This is a genomic window from Candidatus Clavichlamydia salmonicola (assembly GCF_015356765.1).
Lineage (GTDB): Bacteria > Chlamydiota > Chlamydiia > Chlamydiales > Chlamydiaceae > Clavichlamydia > Clavichlamydia salmonicola.
On record NZ_WTCQ01000001.1, the window covers coordinates 277943 to 295980 of the forward strand.

Below are 18038 nucleotides of genomic sequence, written 5' to 3' on the forward strand. Positions count from 1 at the left end.
ATAACATCATGAAAATATTAAAAATTATATGCCTACTCTGTCTGAGCCTTTTTTTTACTTCTTGTCAACGCTCCAATAAGCAACTTTGGCAAGATACTAAAACTTGTGGTCATTATGTTGGAAAAGGGTTTTCTTGCCTCTTAGGAAATGCAGACAAGCCATCAAGAAAAGCATTAAAAAAACGTTCTCGTTATGGCGGATTTGTAGCACTAAAAGAAGATGCTGGAGAACCATTAGTACTAACCTCTACTTCAGGTCATATCTCATCGAGTCTTCTAAGAGAAGAAGAAGAAATGGATCCTCAAACCTTTGCTACACCTACAGGAAAAATTGGCTCTATCCTGAAAAAGGTTCATTTTCCTACAAATGTATACACTATTACAAAAGCTGAAGATTTACAAAATTTAAAAGAAATAGCTCGGATGTTGCATAAAAACCCTCATATTAAATTATTTATTGAAGGACATACTGATGCCCGTGGAACAAACGCTTATAATTTATCCCTGGGATCAAAAAGAGCTAATAGTGTAAAAAACTTTTTAGTACAACAAGGTGTTAATCCTGATCGATTATTCACTGTATCCTACGGAAAAGAAAAACCCCTTGTACAAGGACATTCTGAAGATGCTTGGGGGAAAAATCGACGATCTGAATTTAAAATTTATAATCGATAATTATATGCAACGATGGTTATTATCCCTGTTTATAGGATTAAGCATATTCATTCCTAGTAAAAGCGAAGCCTTGTCTTACGATGATATTATGTCCCTGCGACTAGAAGTTAAAGGGCTAAGCAATCAAGTTAATCATCATGAAACTGATTTTTCTCTTCTTTATGATCGATTAAAAGATTTAGAAAATGCTCAAGATTATTTTCACGATAAGCTAAAAAAGTATGAAAAAGAAAACTCTCATGATTCTTTTAAACTGTTTGATTATGAAAAAGAGTTTTCTCGCATTAAAGAACACACTTCTCAATTAAACACTCTTATCTTGTCTCAGGGAGCAAAATTAGCTTTATTAGAGAAACAATTACATCAAGATGTTGCTTACCTTAAGCACTCTTTAGAAACTATTTTACATCACCTTGGAGCTGCTTCGTCTGCATCTACCGATAATACTTACACAGTAAAACCTGGCGATACCCTTAGCTCAATAGCTATCGCCAAAAAAACTTCTACTTCAGAAATAAAATTTCTTAATAAATTATCTTCAGATAAAATATTTCCTGGTCAAATTTTAAAAATTTCTTAAATCTTTATAAAAACTTTATAAAAAAGTTTTTTTTTTAATTTATACACCTGAAATCAAGTGCATTACAAGAATAAATATTTATACAATTAATAAAACTAATAATTTTGTATTATCTAAATAAATATTTAATATCATTTTTATAATGAATGCAAAAATAATAATTTTTGGTGAATCTGAAAAAGGTTTGTTTGAAACAGCATACCTTTGCCACTCTCTTTGGGATTTATCCAAATACCTAGGAGAATCCCCTCCTGATAGCAAAGGAATTGATCTAGCTATTAAAAGTCTTTTATATGATTACGATGTGGTCTATTTTAGAGTAAAAAATGAAGGATTTAGTGTAGAACAATATTTTCGTTGTTTACATTTCTTAGAAAATGAAAAAATATTAAAAAATGTTTATGCGCTTAGCTTGCCTGGCACTGGGGATAAGTCTATCTTAGAAGCCTCTCGCCACATCTGTAACAAATATAAAAGTTGTTTGATGTTTAATGAAAGAGACCTCTATGACTTTATTTCAGGATAAAAAATTAATCTTTTTTAAAGTAATCTTGTAATCCTTCAGAAGTTGCCCTCATGCCTTCTGCACCTTTTTTCCAGTTAGCTGGGCAGACTTCACCATTTTTTTCAAAGAAAATTAAAGCATCTACCATACGAAGAGCCTCCTCAACAGACCGACCTAAATGTAAATCATTGACTACCTGATGCCGAACAATACCTTCTTTATCAATAAGGAAAGATCCTCTGTAAGCTACACCCATATCTTCTTTCAATACATCATATGCACGAGCTAAATGTTTATTGATATCTGAAAGTAAAGGATATGTAACTCCTTCAATTCCACCTTGTGTCTTTGGTGTTTTTAACCAAGCCGCATGTGAAAACCAACTATCAATGGAACAGCCTAAAACAACTGTATTACGTTGTTGAAACTCTGACATTTTTTCTTGGAAAGCATGTAATTCTGTTGGACAGACAAAAGTAAAATCAAGAGGATAAAAAAATAAGTAAACATATTGCCCTAAAAAAGAGGACAACGATACATCTTTTTCTTGACCATCAACAATAGCCTTTACTGAAAAATCTGGTGCTTTTTTACCAACTAATACGCCCATAAAAACTCCTGTTTACACTGTTATTTGAACACACCGGAGAGGATTCGAACCTCCGACCGCCTGGTTCGTAGCCAGGTACTCTATCCAGCTGAGCTACCGGTGCTCTAAAGAATTCTTCACATTTTGAAGAATCGATATTATAAGTCAGCTAGAGAGTATCGATCAAGGCTTTATCCTCTAAACAAGAGGATATAATTTAAAATAGCTTTTCTACAGAGGACAACCTCTGAATTTTATAATTAAAACTTTGTTTGTAAAAATTAATCTTTCCACTCATGTCCTAGACCTGGCGGCATTTCTAAAGGCCCTTCTCCTTCTGGATAAGAACTATTCAAACTACCTAAACTAGTAAAAGGTGTTTTATCTGCAGCTTTTTTCACTGATTCAGGCTTTTCTACAATAAGAACGTCTCCAGTAATTAAAATAGACACTACTGAAGCAGCTTTCTTTAAAGATGTTCTTACTCCCATTAAAGAATCTACAATCCCACTATCAACTAAATTTTCATAAGAATCTGTTAATCCATTATATCCATAATAAGGACGTGGATCATTACTGATATCTTGAACAATAACAGTTCCATCTCTACCGCAATTTTCTGCAATTTTTTTTAAGGGAGCTACCAGAGCTTTTCTAACAATATCTACACCTAAACGCTCTTCTTCATCTACTTCTTTAGTTCTTTGGCCTAAAATATATGAAATTTTTGCCAAAGCAGTTCCTCCACCAGGTAAAAGTCCTTCTTTCACAGCACATTTTACAGCCTGAGCAGCATCTTCCATCCGAGCCATTTTTTCCTGCGCTAACATTTCTGTAGATGCACCAACATAAATAAAAGCACACCCACCTGAAAAAGAGGCTAATCGATGTTTAAAAGCATCATGGTCTCTTTCATTACCTTCAAAATTGTGAAGCACTTTTTCTAAATAAGATACTCTTTCCCGTACTCTATCTGGATCTATGTGCCCATCTATAATTTCCCCTATATCTTTACTTATACGAATACGTCCAGCCCGACCCAATACTTCCACCCCAGCCATATCTAGAGACATACCCATTGTAGAATCAATAATAGTAGCATTAGTAAAAGCGGCCATATCTTCCATTACAGAAAGATAAGTATCTGCAACTGGAGCAACTTGAACAGCAGCTATCGGAAGCTTTCCTTTCGTTGCATTAACAACAACCAAAGATAACGCTTCCCCTTCAATAGTATTGCATAGAATTATCAAAGGCAACATTCCAGCTTCTTGCACCTTGCTTAAAAAAATCGAAAGATCTGCCGCATCTGTTAAATGATCATTACATAAAAGCACATAAGGATTATCCATTTCCACATACATATGATCCTTATCATTAATAAAATAAGCAGAAACAAATACTGATTCAAAAAATAAACCATCCATAATATCTAACCAGGTATCTTGATTATTTGATCGCCTTACGCAAAAACGACCTTTTTCTCCAACCTGTTTCATGGCCTCTAGAACAACTCTACCCATCATTACATCATTATTTGTTGCTACTGTTGCTATCTGTAAAATATGTTCATCAGTCAAAGATTTTAAAGTCATCGCCTCTAAATATCCTTCTACAATAGCTATTGCCTTTTGTATTCCTTTTTTTATCCCAACGGGATTCATACCTGAAACTATAGCTTTAACTGCTTCTGAAAACATTGCTTGTGCCAATACAATTGCTGTAGTTGTGCCATCACCTGCTACTTCTACAGTTTTAAGAGCTACTTCTTTCACTAAAGAAGCACCTATATTTTCAAATGGATCAGGAAGACAGATATCTTTCGCTACAGTCACACCATCTTTTGTTGAATATGGTCCCCCAAAAGTATCTCGATTTTTCATAATTACATTACGGCCAGATGGACCAAGAGTAGAAGCAACAGCTTTGGCCAATTTATCAATACCACTTTTTAAAGAGATCAACGCCTCTGACCCAAAGCGGAATAATTTTGTCATAGAATGTTCTCCTTTATCTTCATACATGTTTAATAAAAATCTTCATCTTTCACAAAAATAACCAGCCATCTATTACATAAGAAAGATAGATATAGTCCTTTATTCTTGTTGTAATAAAAGATTTTCTTTTTTTATACATATACCTATAGTTTATTAATGTTTTTTACAACTTATTTTATTTTTTAAATAAAATTCGATACTAATAATGATCTATATTGCTGTCAAGAGTACATTAAAATTATTACAAGCTAATTTTTATTAGTATTCTTGATATAAAGGGTTGAGATAAAGAGATCGAAGAATTTTAAATTTTTCTCTCTCTTCTTTGCAAAAGGTTTTTAATGGCCAAATAACAAATGGCTGCTGTTTTAAGATCTGAATAACTGTTTCACTACCATTTAACTGATTAAAAACTTCTAATTTTACTTTATTCTTTAACAAAGCATTTAAAGCTTCATCAAAAGAGTCAGGATAAAGGTTTTTTATCACCCCAATAATAGTATACTGTGTTTCTACAGGTAAAAAAACTTGTGAATTTGTTATATGAATGAATACACCTTCGCAATTTTCGTTACAATATTTTCCGAAAAATGGGGTATAAAAAAAACAGGAAAAGAAAACACCAGGAAGTGCTTGTTTATTCAACTCATCAGCTAGTGTTTGAGCATGCATCCATGGGGCGCCTATAACTTTAAAAGGCACTGTATATCCAATCCCTATACTACAAAGAGATAAGTGGCCAATGATACCTGTAGTTGCGTAACCAAAAGCAGTATCCCACTCTGGCATTTGAGGAGTTGTAGGCGACCATAATAATCCCGTATCCTTAAATAACATATTCCTTTTCCATCCCCGCATAGGAACAACTGTTAATTGAGATTTTTTGCAATATTCACCTTTAAATAAAGTAGCTAATTCTCCCAAAGTCATTCCATGGCAATATGGAATGTTGATATATCCACAAGAAGAACGCCATTTATCAGAAACACCTGGTCCATCTACCACCACTCCACCCATAGGATTGGGTCGATCACAAATAATAAATGGGATATTTAATTGTGCAGCTAATTCCATATTTTTTAAGACATAAGCTAAAAAAGTATAAGAACGAGATCCTATATCTTGAACATCACAAACAATAGCTTCAATTTTTTCATGAAACTCTTTACTTAAAATGCCTTTCGAATTAATCAAATTAGTAACAGAAACACCATTGAACAAATTTTTTTCTATCGGCTCTTCATTTCCTGTATGAATATTTCCTGATAAACCACTTTCTAAGGCACCTATGACAACAACTTCCCATAAATTATCTTTATGACAAAAACGTTCTATTGATGTCGTCCCTGATAAATCTTTTGCTGCGTAATGAGAAATTAAGCCTATTTTTTTACCATTTAACAACTCTTTATAAAAATCTTTTTCAAAAAAACAATCTACTCCTGGAATAACAGTCCCAAAAAGAGTAAAAGGGAAAAGAAGAATCATTAATAAAAAAAACAGATGCTTAAATTTTTTGTTAAACATTAGAATTTTTCTCCTTTGTTAATTTTTTTTTCTATGTGATTTTTTGTACTGCATGCATTACCCTTTTGTAAACCTTATAGGAGCACTTTAGTCATTTTATGGATATTGTTATTGCTAGTGGTAATGGATACAAAATACGAGAATTTAAAAGTTTATTAAAGACTTTTCCTCAATTAGATGTTTTCTCTATTTTGGATATTCCTCATTATAAAAGTCCTGAAGAAACAGGTGCCACCATTGAAGAAAACGCATTAATCAAAGGCCAAGCAGCTGCTTTAGCAACTGGAAAATGGGCATTAGCTGATGACACAGCTCTCGTTATTCCAGCTTTAAATGGCAAACCTGGCGTTCATTCTGCTCGATTTGCTAGCCCTACTGCTACGGATAAAGAGAATAGAAAAAAATTATTAGAAGAAATGGCTTATTTAGTTTCTTCTGTAGAGCGCGCTGCCTACTTTGAATGCTGCATTGTTCTAGTCTCTCCTGAAGGAAAGCTTTATAGCTCTGTTTATGGCTCTTGCGAAGGCGAAATTATTGATAGAGAAAAAGGATGCTCTGGATTTGGTTATGATCCTCTTTTCCTTAAGTATGATTATAATATGACTTTTGGTGAACTTAATGAAGAAATCAAAAATAGAATCTCTCATAGAGCGAAAGCCCTAAAGCAGCTTAATGCTAAATTAGAATCATTAATTAAAAGCAAAGGTTTCTAACTTAATCGTTAGTCTGTCTCTGCCTTTATAGTGTTTTTTAATAAATTTCCAATGCTACAAGCTAACGTTACAGTTTCTTGCATAGCTGCCATCTGTGATTCTATTTCATAAAGCATGGCTGCTTTTTCTGAAATTTGTTGCTTATCAGGCTCATCGTTAGTTTCTATACTGACATGAGTTTTGGAGTAAAAACAAGATGAAAAATTTTCATCTTCTTTTAATTTTTTCATGGAATTTTCCAATTAATAGGGACCTTATTCTGCTTTTTAAGGATATTATTAATTTTTGAAAAGTGACAACATCCAAAAAATCCTTGATATGCAGATAATGGTGATGGATGAGAGGTAGTTAAAACTGTATGTCGAGAGTACTCAGGAGTATCAATATACTTACATTTTTCATAAGCAGCACGCCCCCATAAAACAAAAATTACAGGCTCTTCTCTTTCACATAACAACTGAATCACTTTATCTGTAAAAATTTCCCACCCCTTTCCATAATGAGCACGTGGTTGAAATTGTTTTACAGTTAGTACTGTATTTAATAGAAATACACCCTGTCCAGACCAAGATCGCAAGCAGCCATTCTTAAAACTATTTTTAATGCCAAGATCTGACTCTAGTTCTTTAAATACATTTTTTAATGATGGAGGGGTTGGACATCCTTCTGGAACGCTAAAGCTTAAACCATGAGCCTGATCTGGACCATGATAAGGATCTTGCCCCACAATCACTACTTTAACTTTATCAAAAGGAGTCCACTTAAAAGCTGTAAAAACTTGATCACTTCGAGGATATATAGGTACACTACCTTCTCTTTCCTCTTGAATAAAATTTCTTAGAGCTTCCATATATGGTTTTTTCCATTCATCTTCTAATAGGTGTCCCCATGATGGATGCAATGCTGGTATTGTTTTCATGTGTATAATTTTAGCAGAAAAAAATTGTGAAAGAAAACTAAAGTACTTGATTGGTGAAAACAGAACAAGCTCTTACAATGATTTTACTTAATCTCTAACTGGATCCATCTTATGTATTCCCATGCTTATGCTGAATTAAACCCTATTCAAGAAGAAGCTGTACACGCTCCCTTACATCCTTTACTCATATTAGCAGGTGCTGGATCAGGAAAAACCCGAGTTGTAACCTGCCGTATTTTAAAACTTATTGAAAAAGGTATTCACCCATCTGAAATTGTTGCTGTAACTTTCACTAATAAAGCTGCTAGAGAAATTGAAGAGCGGGTTTTATCTATGACTAAAGAGCTGTTTCCTGGAACTAAGCCAATTATTGGAACTTTTCACAGCCTTGGAGTGCGAATCTTAAGACAATTTATTCATTTACTTGGTTATAACTCAGATTTTTCTATATATGATCAAAATGATTCTCAAAAAATATTAAAAAATTGTTTACAAACATTAAACATTAAAACAACACCTGCTGAAACTTTTCAATACGCTATTTCTTCTGCTAAAGGAGAAATTCGCTTACCAGAAGACTTAACAGACGCAATGATTTTAAAAGTAGATGGGATTAAAGATGTTTATAAATCTTACCAAGAAACTTTAAAACAAATGAACGCTGTTGATTTTGATGATCTTTTATTCCTTTCTGTGCGTTTATTTAAACTTTTTCCTGAAGCGTTAGAACATTATCAAGAAAACTGGAAAGCCTTACTTATTGATGAATACCAAGATACTAATCACGCCCAATACTTAATGGCTGAATCAATTGTAAGAAAACATCGAAATCTTTTTGCTGTAGGAGATCCTGATCAATCTATTTACTCGTGGCGTGGTGCTAACATTCAAAATATTTTAAACTTTGAGCGTGACTATCCTGGGGCTCGTATTATTCGTTTAGAACAAAATTACCGTAGTCAAAGTAATATCCTAAATGCAGCAAACGTTCTTATTTGTAACAATGCTTCTAGATATAAAAAAAGTTTATGGAGTTCTAGAGAAGCTGGTGAAAAAATTCACTTCTTTCTAGCAAAAACAGAAAAAGACGAAGCTGAATTTGTTGCTCGAGAAGTAGAACGCTTACTACGAACTACTTCCACTCCAGTTAATGAAATTTGCATATTTTATAGGACCAATTTTCAATCCCGTGCATTTGAAGATGTTTTTTTAAGAAAAAAAATTCCTTATGAAATCATTGGGGGCCTTTCTTTTTATCAAAGAAAAGAAATTAAAGACCTTTTATCCTTTCTTCGAGTTCTTTGCTCTGATAGAGATTTTATTGCTTTTGAAAGAGCTTTGGGTCTTCCTAAACGAGGCTTTGGCCCCACAAGCATGGAAGCTTTAAAAAGCTATCTGCTTTCATCTGATTTATCCCTTTTAGAATCTTGCCACCAACTACTCATTGATGAAAACCCTCCTATTTCTTTAAATAAAAAACAAAGAGCTGGCCTTTCTGAATTTGTTACATTTTTATTTTCTTTGAAAAAAGACCTACTTACAGAACCATTACATGAAGTAACTCTTTCCATCATACGTAGAAGTGGTTATTTGGATCTTCTTAAAGAGGATCCAACATCTTATGAAGACAGGAAAAGCAACCTAGATGAATTAGTATCAAAAACTTACGAATGGGGCCAACAAAATTCTGAAGGAACACTTGCAAATTTTCTAGAAGATCTTGCATTAAAAAGTTCTAGGGAAGACACACTTAACGCTGATCAAAGGTTAAAATTAATGACTATTCATAATGGAAAAGGCCTAGAATTTTCTGTAGCTTTCATTGTTGGACTTGAAGAAAACCTTTTTCCGCACGCCAACTCAAAAGGAAGCTATGAAGGCATTGAAGAAGAGAGACGTCTGTGTTATGTAGGTATTACTAGAGCCAAAGATTTACTCTATTTAACAGCAGCTCGTTCACGCTTTTTATGGGGTTCTCTGCGGATCATGAAACCAAGCCGATTTTTACAAGAAATTCCAAATGAATATTTGAAAACTGTATTATGAAGATTTTAGGACAAACACTCTGTCGCAATGAGTTATCACTTAAACAGAGTGTTTGTCCTCATATCTTGCAAGGCCTTCTTTTACTAGAAACCCCTATTAATCAATTAGAAGCAATTATCCAAAAAGAATTAGAAACAAATCCAATTTTAGAACCGGACCTATATTGTGAAGATGATGATTTTATAGAAGTAAAGGAATCTTTTAACAAAAGCTATGGAGCTGCCCTTTCTTCAGAAAAATCTTCTGATATATTTGATGCCATTGCTTCACCAGAAACTTTAATTTCTTATCTTTTAAAACAGTCATATCAAGCTTTTTCATCCCAAAAAGACCTCCTTGTTTCAGAAACAATTATAGGAAGTCTTGATTCAGATGGTCTATTAAGAACTTCTTCTGAAGAAATTGCTATTTTAGCAGAAACAACCATAGAACATGTAAATGATATTTGGAAAATAGTTAAAACCTTTGATCCTATTGGAATAGCTTCATCAAGCCTTCAAGAAAACTTATTAATTCAAAATAAAAATTTATCAAAGAATGCTTTTACAATTCTTCGGGAACACTTCTCTCTATTCATTGGAGGAAAGCCAGAATCATTAGCAAAAAAAATGAAATTATCTGTAGAAGAGATTAAAAAAATTGTAAACGATGAAATTCTAAAACTTTGCCCTCGGCCTAGCAATGGCTTCCATAGCCATGTTTATTCCTCTAACAATATCACTCCTGACTTAAGTATTTTAAAAAAAAATAACAGCTGGACTGTTGATATTAACCGCCGTCGCCTGCCCATTTTAAAAACAAATAGTTATTATACTCACCTTTTTAAAGATCCAAATACTCCCGATGAAACAAAAAAATATATCAAAGAAAAAATAAATTCCGCTGCCAAACTAATGAAAAACTTAGCCTCGAGAGAACATACTCTTCTGCGTATTGGAAAATTTCTTATTAAAAACCAATTAGATTTTTTTGAAACAATGGCCTCTCCTTTACCAGGTGAAATAAAGTTAATTGCTGAAGAACTTGAACTACATCACTCTACTATTTTTAGGGCAATTTCTGATAAATACCTTCTTTGTTCTCACGGAATTGTTCCATTAAAAATTTTTTTCTCTCGTAAACATAAGGACGATGGTTCTGATATATCGTTATCTAAAGTAAAAGATACAATTCAATCTCTCATAGCTAAAGAAGATCACCCTTTAACTGACCTAGAAATTCAAAACTTACTTTTAAAAAAAGGCATTAATTGCGCTAGAAGAACTGTCACTAAATATAGACATTCTTTAGGAATCCAAAACAAAAAACTTAGGGAGCCATTTGTTTTCTAAAAATAACTCTGCTTTAACATTCTCCAACGTAAATCTGTTTTACATTTCTTATTAATATATCTCCATAACACCGACTCTGCCTGATTAGCAAACATTTTGATTTCTGCATCACTTAATCGAATCATAATCCATAAAGGATTTAAGCCAATCATACCTCGTATTCTATTAGACGCTCTAAAAAAATAACTTCTAGCTAAAGTTAAGCGGCCTATAAAAAATCCTAAAAAACTACAGGCACACAACATCCCTAAAAATGGAGAAAAAATAACAGTTCCAGCACTTATAACTGTCATAAATATAAAAAAATCTGCTTCTTTAGAAGATCGGAATAATGGTCCTAGTAAGCGCCTAAAAGCAGACTTTGATGTCTGATATGCCAGCATTTCTTCAAAGATTTCTTCTTTAAAAGTAGCTCTAACAGCATGGACTAATTCATGAGCTAAAAGCTCTTCTTTTTTGTAAATCCAATAAATTTTGCTTTTTTTTTCAAATTTTTTACGCATTTGTACTAAAACTCTTTCTCCAGTCCAAGTACAAGCACCTTCCCACGCTCCTAATCCTTCATTGGAAAAACAACAAGAAACCCAAAAAGGCTCTACATCAAAAATCTCTTTTAAACATTGAGGTATCTTATAATTTTGGTCATTTGCTTGAAGAACCCTTTCTATAAAACGAAAATTTGGTTCTTGTGGTCCAGGAAAAAGACCCTCTCTATTAAGTTTTTTTAAATCTTGAATAGCGTCTTGCTCTAAAGGACCTTGATCAGAAAAAGAAAAGAAATTGGCGTGATTCATAGCTTCCGCCTTTTAAATATGGAGTGTAACGGGATCGAACCGTTCACCTCAACAATGCCATCGTTGCGCTCTACCAGATGAGCTAACACCCCAAAATCAGATCAGAAGAAATCTTAACATGAAGGTTTTTTTGTAGCAATCTAGATGCTTTTTCTCTTTAACACCTAAGCAGTTTTATTGGTCAAGGAATCTTTCCTCTTGAATATATCTTTTTCTGCTATCCTTTCACTTAAAGGCCTCTATATTTTTACTATTAGTTTGTATGAAAAACTATCTAGAAAAAATAATCATCTTCAAGGAATTTAACAACGACTTCTCGACCTTGTTTTTAATGAAGGTTTTATTGTAAGGATCTTTTAATGACGTCTTATCGAAAAAAAAACACCCCTTCAACAAGCAAACTTTTTCAATATATTTTTTGCTTTATCTTAATAACAATACCCTTAACTATTCCTTTAGCTTTTAGTAAAAAAGCTCAAAGAGCTGTTCTTTTTAGTTTATTTTTCTTTCACCCATCAAAAAAACCACTTGATCAATCTATAGAAAAAGAAAAAACAGAAAAATACCTGCTCACCCTTGAAGTAAAACGATTACATAATATTATTGATCAGATTTATGATTCTCTTATATGGGTGAATGAAATTTCATTAAAAACAAGTTTTAAAGAACAAATTAAAAATTCTCTCCTTATTCCACTTATCACTTTACCAGCTCAAATCATTTACCGAGATCCTGCTGGCTGGGGTAGTTCTTGTTGGATAAATGTAGGTAAACAAACAAATGCAAAAACAGGGTACTGCGTCATAGAAAAAAACAGCCCTGTTGTTATAGGTAATATTCTTGTTGGTCTTATTGATTTTGTTGGAGAAAGACAGTCTAGAGTACGTTTTGTAACAGATGCAGATATTCACCCAGCAGTAAAAGTAGATAGCGGGATATCAAAAAACTTTGAAACAATTAAACACATAGAAAGCATTTTAATTTATTTAAAAACAAACATTGATAAAAGAGAAGATCTACACCATTCATTAAATTTAATAGAATATTTAGCAAAATTAAAAAATGAACTACAAGGAGAAATAAAAACTTTAAATATAACTCTTCAGGGAACTATTTCAGGAGCAGGAAATCCTATAAAAAAACGAGGTTCCACCGTTTTAAAAGGAAATGCTTTTTGTTTTTCTTCTTCATTAGAAAAAGGCCCTTTACTCATTGATGAAAAGTTTCTTCCATCCATTCAACCATTAGATATGTTAATTACAACAGGAACTGATGGCATCTTTCCCCCTGGCCTAAGTGTTGGAAAAATTACAAAAATTATCCCTCCAAAAGCAGGCTCTTGTAACTATGATTTAGAAGCTATTTCTGAAATACCTAACTTTAACCAGCTATCACAAGTTTTTATCATACCGCCTTGTGCTTTTGATAAAAATGACACCCCTAATATTTTTAGATTTTTTCAAAATGATTAGTTATCTCTATCAAGAAAACATCTTTAAAACCACTAGAACAGCACTTAGAGCAATTTTATAAACAAACTCGTCTTGTTTTATTGATATTGTTTTTTTTGTAAGCCAGCAGCCATTGTAGAGCTTTCTTTTACTAAAAACATTTTTTTTATAGCGAGGGTTTTTTAACCTATCTTATTTTTCAAAGAAGTTAATTATTATCATGGATTAATTTTTTAAAAATTCTCTCTTCTTATCTTCTTTTGCCTATATATTTTAGGTTTTTTTATTAAAAATAAAAACAATTTTTTTAAAGTAGAAAAAAAGAAAATCCTTAAGATGATTAATCTTTAACGTTTTAATTTCTTTCCAAAAGGCTTCTAAATGGCTATTTCTTCTTATGGCGATAACAGTGGAAGAGTAATATCATTAGCTGAATTAAAACAATACCATGGCCATCATAATTTGAGCAGCATAAGAACAAGTAGCTCTTTTGAGACTGGTGTTAAAATAACAGTTTTAAGCATATCACCCTCTTCTTCTTTATACTCTAGTTCTTCTAGTGATTGGAGTAGTGATGATAGTAGTAGTAACTCTGAAAAAAACCATAAAAAAAAAGCTAAAAAAGTAAACCAAACTGCTCATAGCAGTTTCTCATCATCTAATACTAGTAAAAGCTCTAAATCTCATGTTTCTAAAAAAAAGAAAAAAGTTAAACCTATAAAAAATCAGCCAAAATCAAAATCTGATGATACTTCTATTGAAACCCATAGTCATACTTCTTCAAACACTAATGCTCAACAAAAAAACTCTTCATCATGTACAAGTTGTATTAAAAATTTTTGTGAAAATTTAAGCCAAAAACAAAAATTAGCCAGCCTTGTAGCTGTAAGCATCACAGTTATGGGCTTAATAGGAAGCATTATAGCTGGAGCTTCTGGAAATGGGGCTGGGGCCGCTAATATTATCAGTAGTGTTGGATCTGGCCTACCAAGTCTTATTCATGTCTAATATGTGAGGTTTATTTCACTAAACAACTTGTTATTTCTTTAATAACAAATTCTTTTCCTTGTATGGAGACGATATCTCCTTTTTTCTTCTTGAGTAAATTTTGTGCTACCTGAGATTGTATTGAGAGTATTCCTTTATCTGCGTCTGCATCCCATACCCCCAAAATAGTATAAATCAAAGCTTTGCCCTCTTCTCCCCTCATCTCAACAACACAACCTACCCCAACTTCATCTAAACAAATATCATTTTCTGTAAGGATCCGAGATTTTCCTATCTGATCAGATAAAACCTTTAACTCACCCTGTAATCGAGCTCTTTTCTCTAAAGCAAACTTATATTCAGAATTTTCTCTTAAGTCCCCTAAAGCCCTTGCAGCTTCAATTTCTTTAGCATTCTCAACTACTTCTGTTTCTCCTATATGTTGAAGCTTATCTCGCATTTTTAAGAAACTTTCTTGAGTAGTCCAAATAACCTCTACTTCTTTAGGTTCTTCCTTACTTTTCAAAAGAGGATCTACAACCTCCGCCAAATTACGCAAAATGCGTAAATCTTCTTTTGAAAACTGAGGGCACTTACTAGCTAACAAGAGAAATTCTTTCAAAAACTCTAAAGAAGCTCCTTCTATAAGTTTTCTTAAATTAAGGTATCTTTGACCAACTAAAAATTGATAAAGCTTTTTACCTAATTCTTTATAATTTGGAGAAGATCCTAAAAAATGAAGAAGAATTAAAACAGATTCTAAGAAGGTTCTTTTTAAATCTTCTGTATGAGGAATGATATTATCTTCCTTATTTTCCCATTTTTGTAAAAACCAAATAAAGGCATCAGGATAAAGCGTCGGTCTTTCTAAAAGCTCATATAAACGCTTCTCTAAAACAGGAAAGGCTTCTTTATCCGCAGAGAGTTCTTTAAAGATGAAGTCTCGAGTTGAAGGAAAAGAAATGGTAAAAAATAATCGTTGGAAAATTTCCCTCCAATCATCTCGTTTTTTCTGAATTGTTACCAAAACATTTTTTTTCAATGTCATAATATCCATAGCGTTGATAATGTTATCAATATCTGGAATAGACACAATTAAAGCATCTGCTTGGCCTGCAAATTCTTCTCCAAACAAATCCTGTAAAAAAATTAAACTTTCTAAAGCAATTGCTGAATCTTCAACAGATTTTCCTGTGTATGTTTTAACAAAATTAACTAATTCTTCTTTTACAAAGTCCTTGATATCTTTTTCTTTTAGTTCCAAAGGAAAATCTCTAAGAAAATTATAAATTAACAACAATTTCTTTTTTGATTCCCGACAAACAGCCAAAGACTGTTTAAGCTTATGTCCATGTGATATTTCTTCTTCAGTGAGATAAAAAGGGTTTCTAGCTGTTTTAGGAGAAATAATTTTAGTGTCTTTTTTGATCTTCGAACGAGCAGCCTGCCACCACTTATTCCACTCATCATCAGGTATAACCAATTCAACCAACTCATCTTTAATCTCTTGAGCTGTTTTCGGGCCTAAATCCCTTAAAAGGAGTTTTACTAATTCTATTGGTTTTTCTTTTCCAAAAAGCTCTAACGTGTCTGGATCTCCAAACCTTCTAGCTAAAAAATGATCTAATGGTATAGGTCTTAAACTTTTGAATGCTATTTCAAAAGATAAATCTTTTAATGAACAAAAACCCTCAAATTCAATAATCACGCGCTCTTGAATAAATGATATTTCCATCACCTCTCCAACACCCCATCCTCCTGTATGGAAGACAAACGCCCCTTTTTTCATATGAGTAAGTAATTGATAATTAGCTACTGATCCTTGAAAAGAATGAAGAGCTCGAAGACCTACTATCCGCATACCTTCACTAAAAAATTCATCTTTGGAATATTTTTTCTCTAAAAACTGACAAGCCACCTTTCCTAAAATAGGAGTGTTTGTATTCTGTAAGTCCATTAATAACGCTAGAACACGTTCTTTGTGAGGACCATCCTGCATTCTTTCCCACAGTAAAAGAACCGTTTCAGCAACATTTCCAAAAAAAGAAGCTAAAGAGGATTTTTTTATGGATTCAAGAAGAGTTATTAATTCTTTTCCATCAACCTCTTCAATCAAACAATACTCTTCCCATAACTTGAAAAATTGCGTTAATTGCTCGTCTTCTAGCAACAACTGAAATTTCTCCAGATAATCCATAATAAATACCAAAGTTTTTCAGAAAATATACAATGAATATTGAAAAAGAGCAATATTACGTTTTAAACATCAAAAAAATAGACAAAAAAAGTCTGTTTTTTCTTAAAAAAAACCATCTCTTTATACATCAATTAAATGAATTTTGTTATAAAAAAGCTTGTTATTTCTTGTTCTTTTTAAAGGTTTATCTGTGTTAAAATAAAATTATAACTATTTTTATGTTTGTGTTGTTTTATGAGTGATAAAAACCAAAAAGAAATTATTTCTGCTCTTAAACACATCTTATCTCTCTACAACATAGATGTTGGAGATGCTCTAGAAAAAGATCCTGAATCAACAGATTTTGGATTAGATTACGCTGCAATTATTGAAAAAACTCAAGAAAAAATAAATATTTTGCAGAAACAAAGTAATGATATCTTAAAAAAAACTGGTATGTCACCAGAAGAAATTGAAAGATATACAACAAATCCTGATAATTTTTCAAAAGAACAATGGGAAGCTTTAACAAACGTTAAAGAAGCTTGTAATAAATATAAAAAAGAAACAGAAACACTCTTAAATAATATTGAAAAAAATCTACCCAAAAAAGAAATTTTGGAAAAATTTGATTTAGTTGATGATGGTAGTCAACAAATAAACAAGAAAAAAAAATGGATTTCTCTATAATAAACTTTAATTATTTTCTTGTTTCTATTAATTGTTGAGCAATTAATGGTGCAGCAAATGAAATTATCATGTCTGCTCCTGCTCGTTTCATACAAATAGCTGTTTCAACAAAAGCTTCTTGACTTAACCAGCCTTCATTGACCCCATTCATAATCATTATGTATTCTCCACTAACTTGAAAAAGAGCTAAGGGTAAGTTGGTTTTGTTTCTTATACTGCTTATAATATCCAAACAAGGGAGCCCTGGTTTCACCACAAGAATATCAGCACCCTCTTCTTCATCTAAATTCACTTCTCTAAGCGCTTCTTTCCTATTTGCAGGATCCATTTGATAGTTTTTTTTATTTCCAAAAGTAATTTTAGAACCTAAAATTTCTCTAAAAGGACTATAAAAACAAGATGCATACTCTATAGCGCTGGACATGATGGAAACATTAAAGAACCCATGCTGATCTAAAGATTTTCTTATGTAACGAACTTTTCCATCCATCATACCACTTGAAAATACCATATCAACACCACTTTCAGCATGAAGAACTGCTAACTGACCCAAAATTCTAACAGAATCATCATTCAAAACATTTCCATACTCATCACATAGACCATCATGGCCATGAGAAGTATAAGCAGTTAAAGATAAATCTGTAATTACACAAATTTTTGGATACTCTTTTTTTATGATCTGTATTGTTTTTAGTAATATATTATTGGGATTAAAAGAAAAAGAACCATACGGATCTTTTAAATAAGGGTCTACACAAGGAAACAATAAAATACTTCCTATTCCTAACTCTATTATTCGCTCAATTTCTTTCAAAACATTTTCTGCATTAAAAAGAAACAAATTTGGTATTTTTGATGTAATTTTTTCTTTTGCAGAGTTCTCTTGAATAAATATTGGATAAATTAAGTCTTGAGGAGAAAGAAAAAACTCTTTCACTAAAAATCTAATGGCTTGATTTTTTCGATTTCTTCTAGGTCTTATAGGTATTTCATTCATCACAAAAAAAAGTTATCTACGATTTCCAGAATACCAGAAGATAATATCTTATTTATTAA

17 protein-coding genes and 2 tRNA genes are annotated in these 18038 nt (G+C 32.3%); 9 read left to right on the plus strand and 10 right to left on the minus strand.

Going from position 1 to position 18038, the window contains the following annotated elements; translation table 11 throughout:
• Positions 1–8 precede the first annotated feature (8 nt).
• The 3 genes from CLAVI_RS01165 to CLAVI_RS01175 all read left to right on the plus strand — a co-directional run bounded on the left by CLAVI_RS01165 (position 9) and on the right by CLAVI_RS01175 (position 1780).
• On the plus strand, positions 9–674 hold the full coding sequence (locus CLAVI_RS01165; protein WP_194843752.1) for an OmpA family protein: 666 nt from the start codon (positions 9–11) through the stop codon (positions 672–674).
• Between the two features lie 4 nt (positions 675–678).
• The gene (locus CLAVI_RS01170; protein ID WP_228547628.1) at positions 679–1254 is read left to right on the plus strand and encodes a LysM peptidoglycan-binding domain-containing protein; all 576 of its coding nucleotides are present in this window, start codon (positions 679–681) and stop codon (positions 1252–1254) included.
• Between the two features lie 142 nt (positions 1255–1396).
• Positions 1397–1780, plus strand: coding sequence for a hypothetical protein (locus CLAVI_RS01175; protein ID WP_194843753.1), 384 nt, complete (start codon positions 1397–1399; stop codon positions 1778–1780).
• Positions 1781–1784: 4 nt separating this feature from the next.
• Here CLAVI_RS01175 and CLAVI_RS01180 read toward each other — a convergent pair whose 3' ends face one another.
• From CLAVI_RS01180 to CLAVI_RS01195, 4 genes are all read right to left on the minus strand, one after another.
• Complete coding sequence (locus CLAVI_RS01180) at positions 1785–2369, minus strand: peroxiredoxin (protein ID WP_194843754.1); 585 nt, start codon at positions 2367–2369, stop codon at positions 1785–1787.
• Positions 2370–2398: 29 nt separating this feature from the next.
• Positions 2399–2472, minus strand: a tRNA-Arg gene (locus tag CLAVI_RS01185).
• 157 nt (positions 2473–2629) lie between these two features.
• Entirely contained in the window at positions 2630–4345 is a 1716-nt protein-coding gene (gene groEL / locus CLAVI_RS01190) for a chaperonin GroEL (protein WP_194843755.1), read from the minus strand.
• Positions 4346–4603: 258 nt separating this feature from the next.
• Positions 4604–5872, minus strand: coding sequence for an exo-beta-N-acetylmuramidase NamZ family protein (locus CLAVI_RS01195; RefSeq protein ID WP_194843756.1), 1269 nt, complete (start codon positions 5870–5872; stop codon positions 4604–4606).
• Positions 5873–5970: 98 nt separating this feature from the next.
• Here CLAVI_RS01195 and rdgB point away from each other — a divergent pair, with 98 nt between their 5' ends.
• Positions 5971–6585 (plus strand): RdgB/HAM1 family non-canonical purine NTP pyrophosphatase, encoded by a 615-nt coding sequence (rdgB, locus tag CLAVI_RS01200; RefSeq protein WP_194843757.1) that lies wholly within the window; start codon positions 5971–5973, stop codon positions 6583–6585.
• Between the two features lie 8 nt (positions 6586–6593).
• Here the strand turns inward: rdgB and CLAVI_RS01205 are convergent, their stop codons facing one another.
• Both CLAVI_RS01205 and ung read right to left on the minus strand, forming a co-directional pair.
• Positions 6594–6815, minus strand: coding sequence for a hypothetical protein (locus tag CLAVI_RS01205; RefSeq protein WP_194843758.1), 222 nt, complete (start codon positions 6813–6815; stop codon positions 6594–6596).
• Complete coding sequence (ung, locus tag CLAVI_RS01210; protein WP_194843759.1) at positions 6812–7504, minus strand: uracil-DNA glycosylase; 693 nt, start codon at positions 7502–7504, stop codon at positions 6812–6814. The genes CLAVI_RS01205 and ung overlap by 4 nt, the downstream gene beginning before the upstream one ends.
• Positions 7505–7615: 111 nt before the next feature.
• Here ung and CLAVI_RS01215 point away from each other — a divergent pair, with 111 nt between their 5' ends.
• On the plus strand, positions 7616–9550 hold the full coding sequence (locus CLAVI_RS01215) for an ATP-dependent helicase (protein ID WP_194843760.1): 1935 nt from the start codon (positions 7616–7618) through the stop codon (positions 9548–9550).
• Positions 9547–10881, plus strand: a complete 1335-nt coding sequence (gene rpoN / locus CLAVI_RS01220; RefSeq protein WP_194843761.1) for an RNA polymerase factor sigma-54 — start codon at positions 9547–9549, stop codon at positions 10879–10881. The genes CLAVI_RS01215 and rpoN overlap by 4 nt, the downstream gene beginning before the upstream one ends.
• Here the strand turns inward: rpoN and CLAVI_RS01225 are convergent.
• On the minus strand, positions 10878–11675 hold the full coding sequence (locus CLAVI_RS01225; protein WP_194843762.1) for a hypothetical protein: 798 nt from the start codon (positions 11673–11675) through the stop codon (positions 10878–10880). The genes rpoN and CLAVI_RS01225 overlap by 4 nt on opposite strands.
• A gap of 19 nt (positions 11676–11694) precedes the next feature.
• Positions 11695–11767 (minus strand) — tRNA-Ala (locus CLAVI_RS01230).
• A 267-nt stretch (positions 11768–12034) separates the two neighbouring features.
• On the opposite strand from CLAVI_RS01230, the gene CLAVI_RS01235 reads away from it, so the two are divergent.
• The gene (locus tag CLAVI_RS01235; protein ID WP_194843763.1) at positions 12035–13147 is read left to right on the plus strand and encodes a rod shape-determining protein MreC; all 1113 of its coding nucleotides are present in this window, start codon (positions 12035–12037) and stop codon (positions 13145–13147) included.
• A 360-nt stretch (positions 13148–13507) separates the two neighbouring features.
• Positions 13508–14134, plus strand: coding sequence for a hypothetical protein (locus CLAVI_RS01240; protein WP_194843764.1), 627 nt, complete (start codon positions 13508–13510; stop codon positions 14132–14134).
• Positions 14135–14144: 10 nt separating this feature from the next.
• Here CLAVI_RS01240 and CLAVI_RS01245 read toward each other — a convergent pair whose 3' ends face one another.
• The gene (locus CLAVI_RS01245; RefSeq protein WP_194843765.1) at positions 14145–16310 is read right to left on the minus strand and encodes a GreA/GreB family elongation factor; all 2166 of its coding nucleotides are present in this window, start codon (positions 16308–16310) and stop codon (positions 14145–14147) included.
• Positions 16311–16544: 234 nt separating this feature from the next.
• Here CLAVI_RS01245 and CLAVI_RS01250 point away from each other — a divergent pair, with 234 nt between their 5' ends.
• Positions 16545–16979 (plus strand): hypothetical protein, encoded by a 435-nt coding sequence (locus CLAVI_RS01250; RefSeq protein ID WP_194843766.1) that lies wholly within the window; start codon positions 16545–16547, stop codon positions 16977–16979.
• Positions 16980–16989: 10 nt separating this feature from the next.
• Here CLAVI_RS01250 and hemB read toward each other — a convergent pair whose 3' ends face one another.
• Positions 16990–17979, minus strand: a complete 990-nt coding sequence (gene hemB, locus CLAVI_RS01255) for a porphobilinogen synthase (protein WP_194843767.1) — start codon at positions 17977–17979, stop codon at positions 16990–16992.
• Positions 17980–18038: the final 59 nt, after the last annotated feature.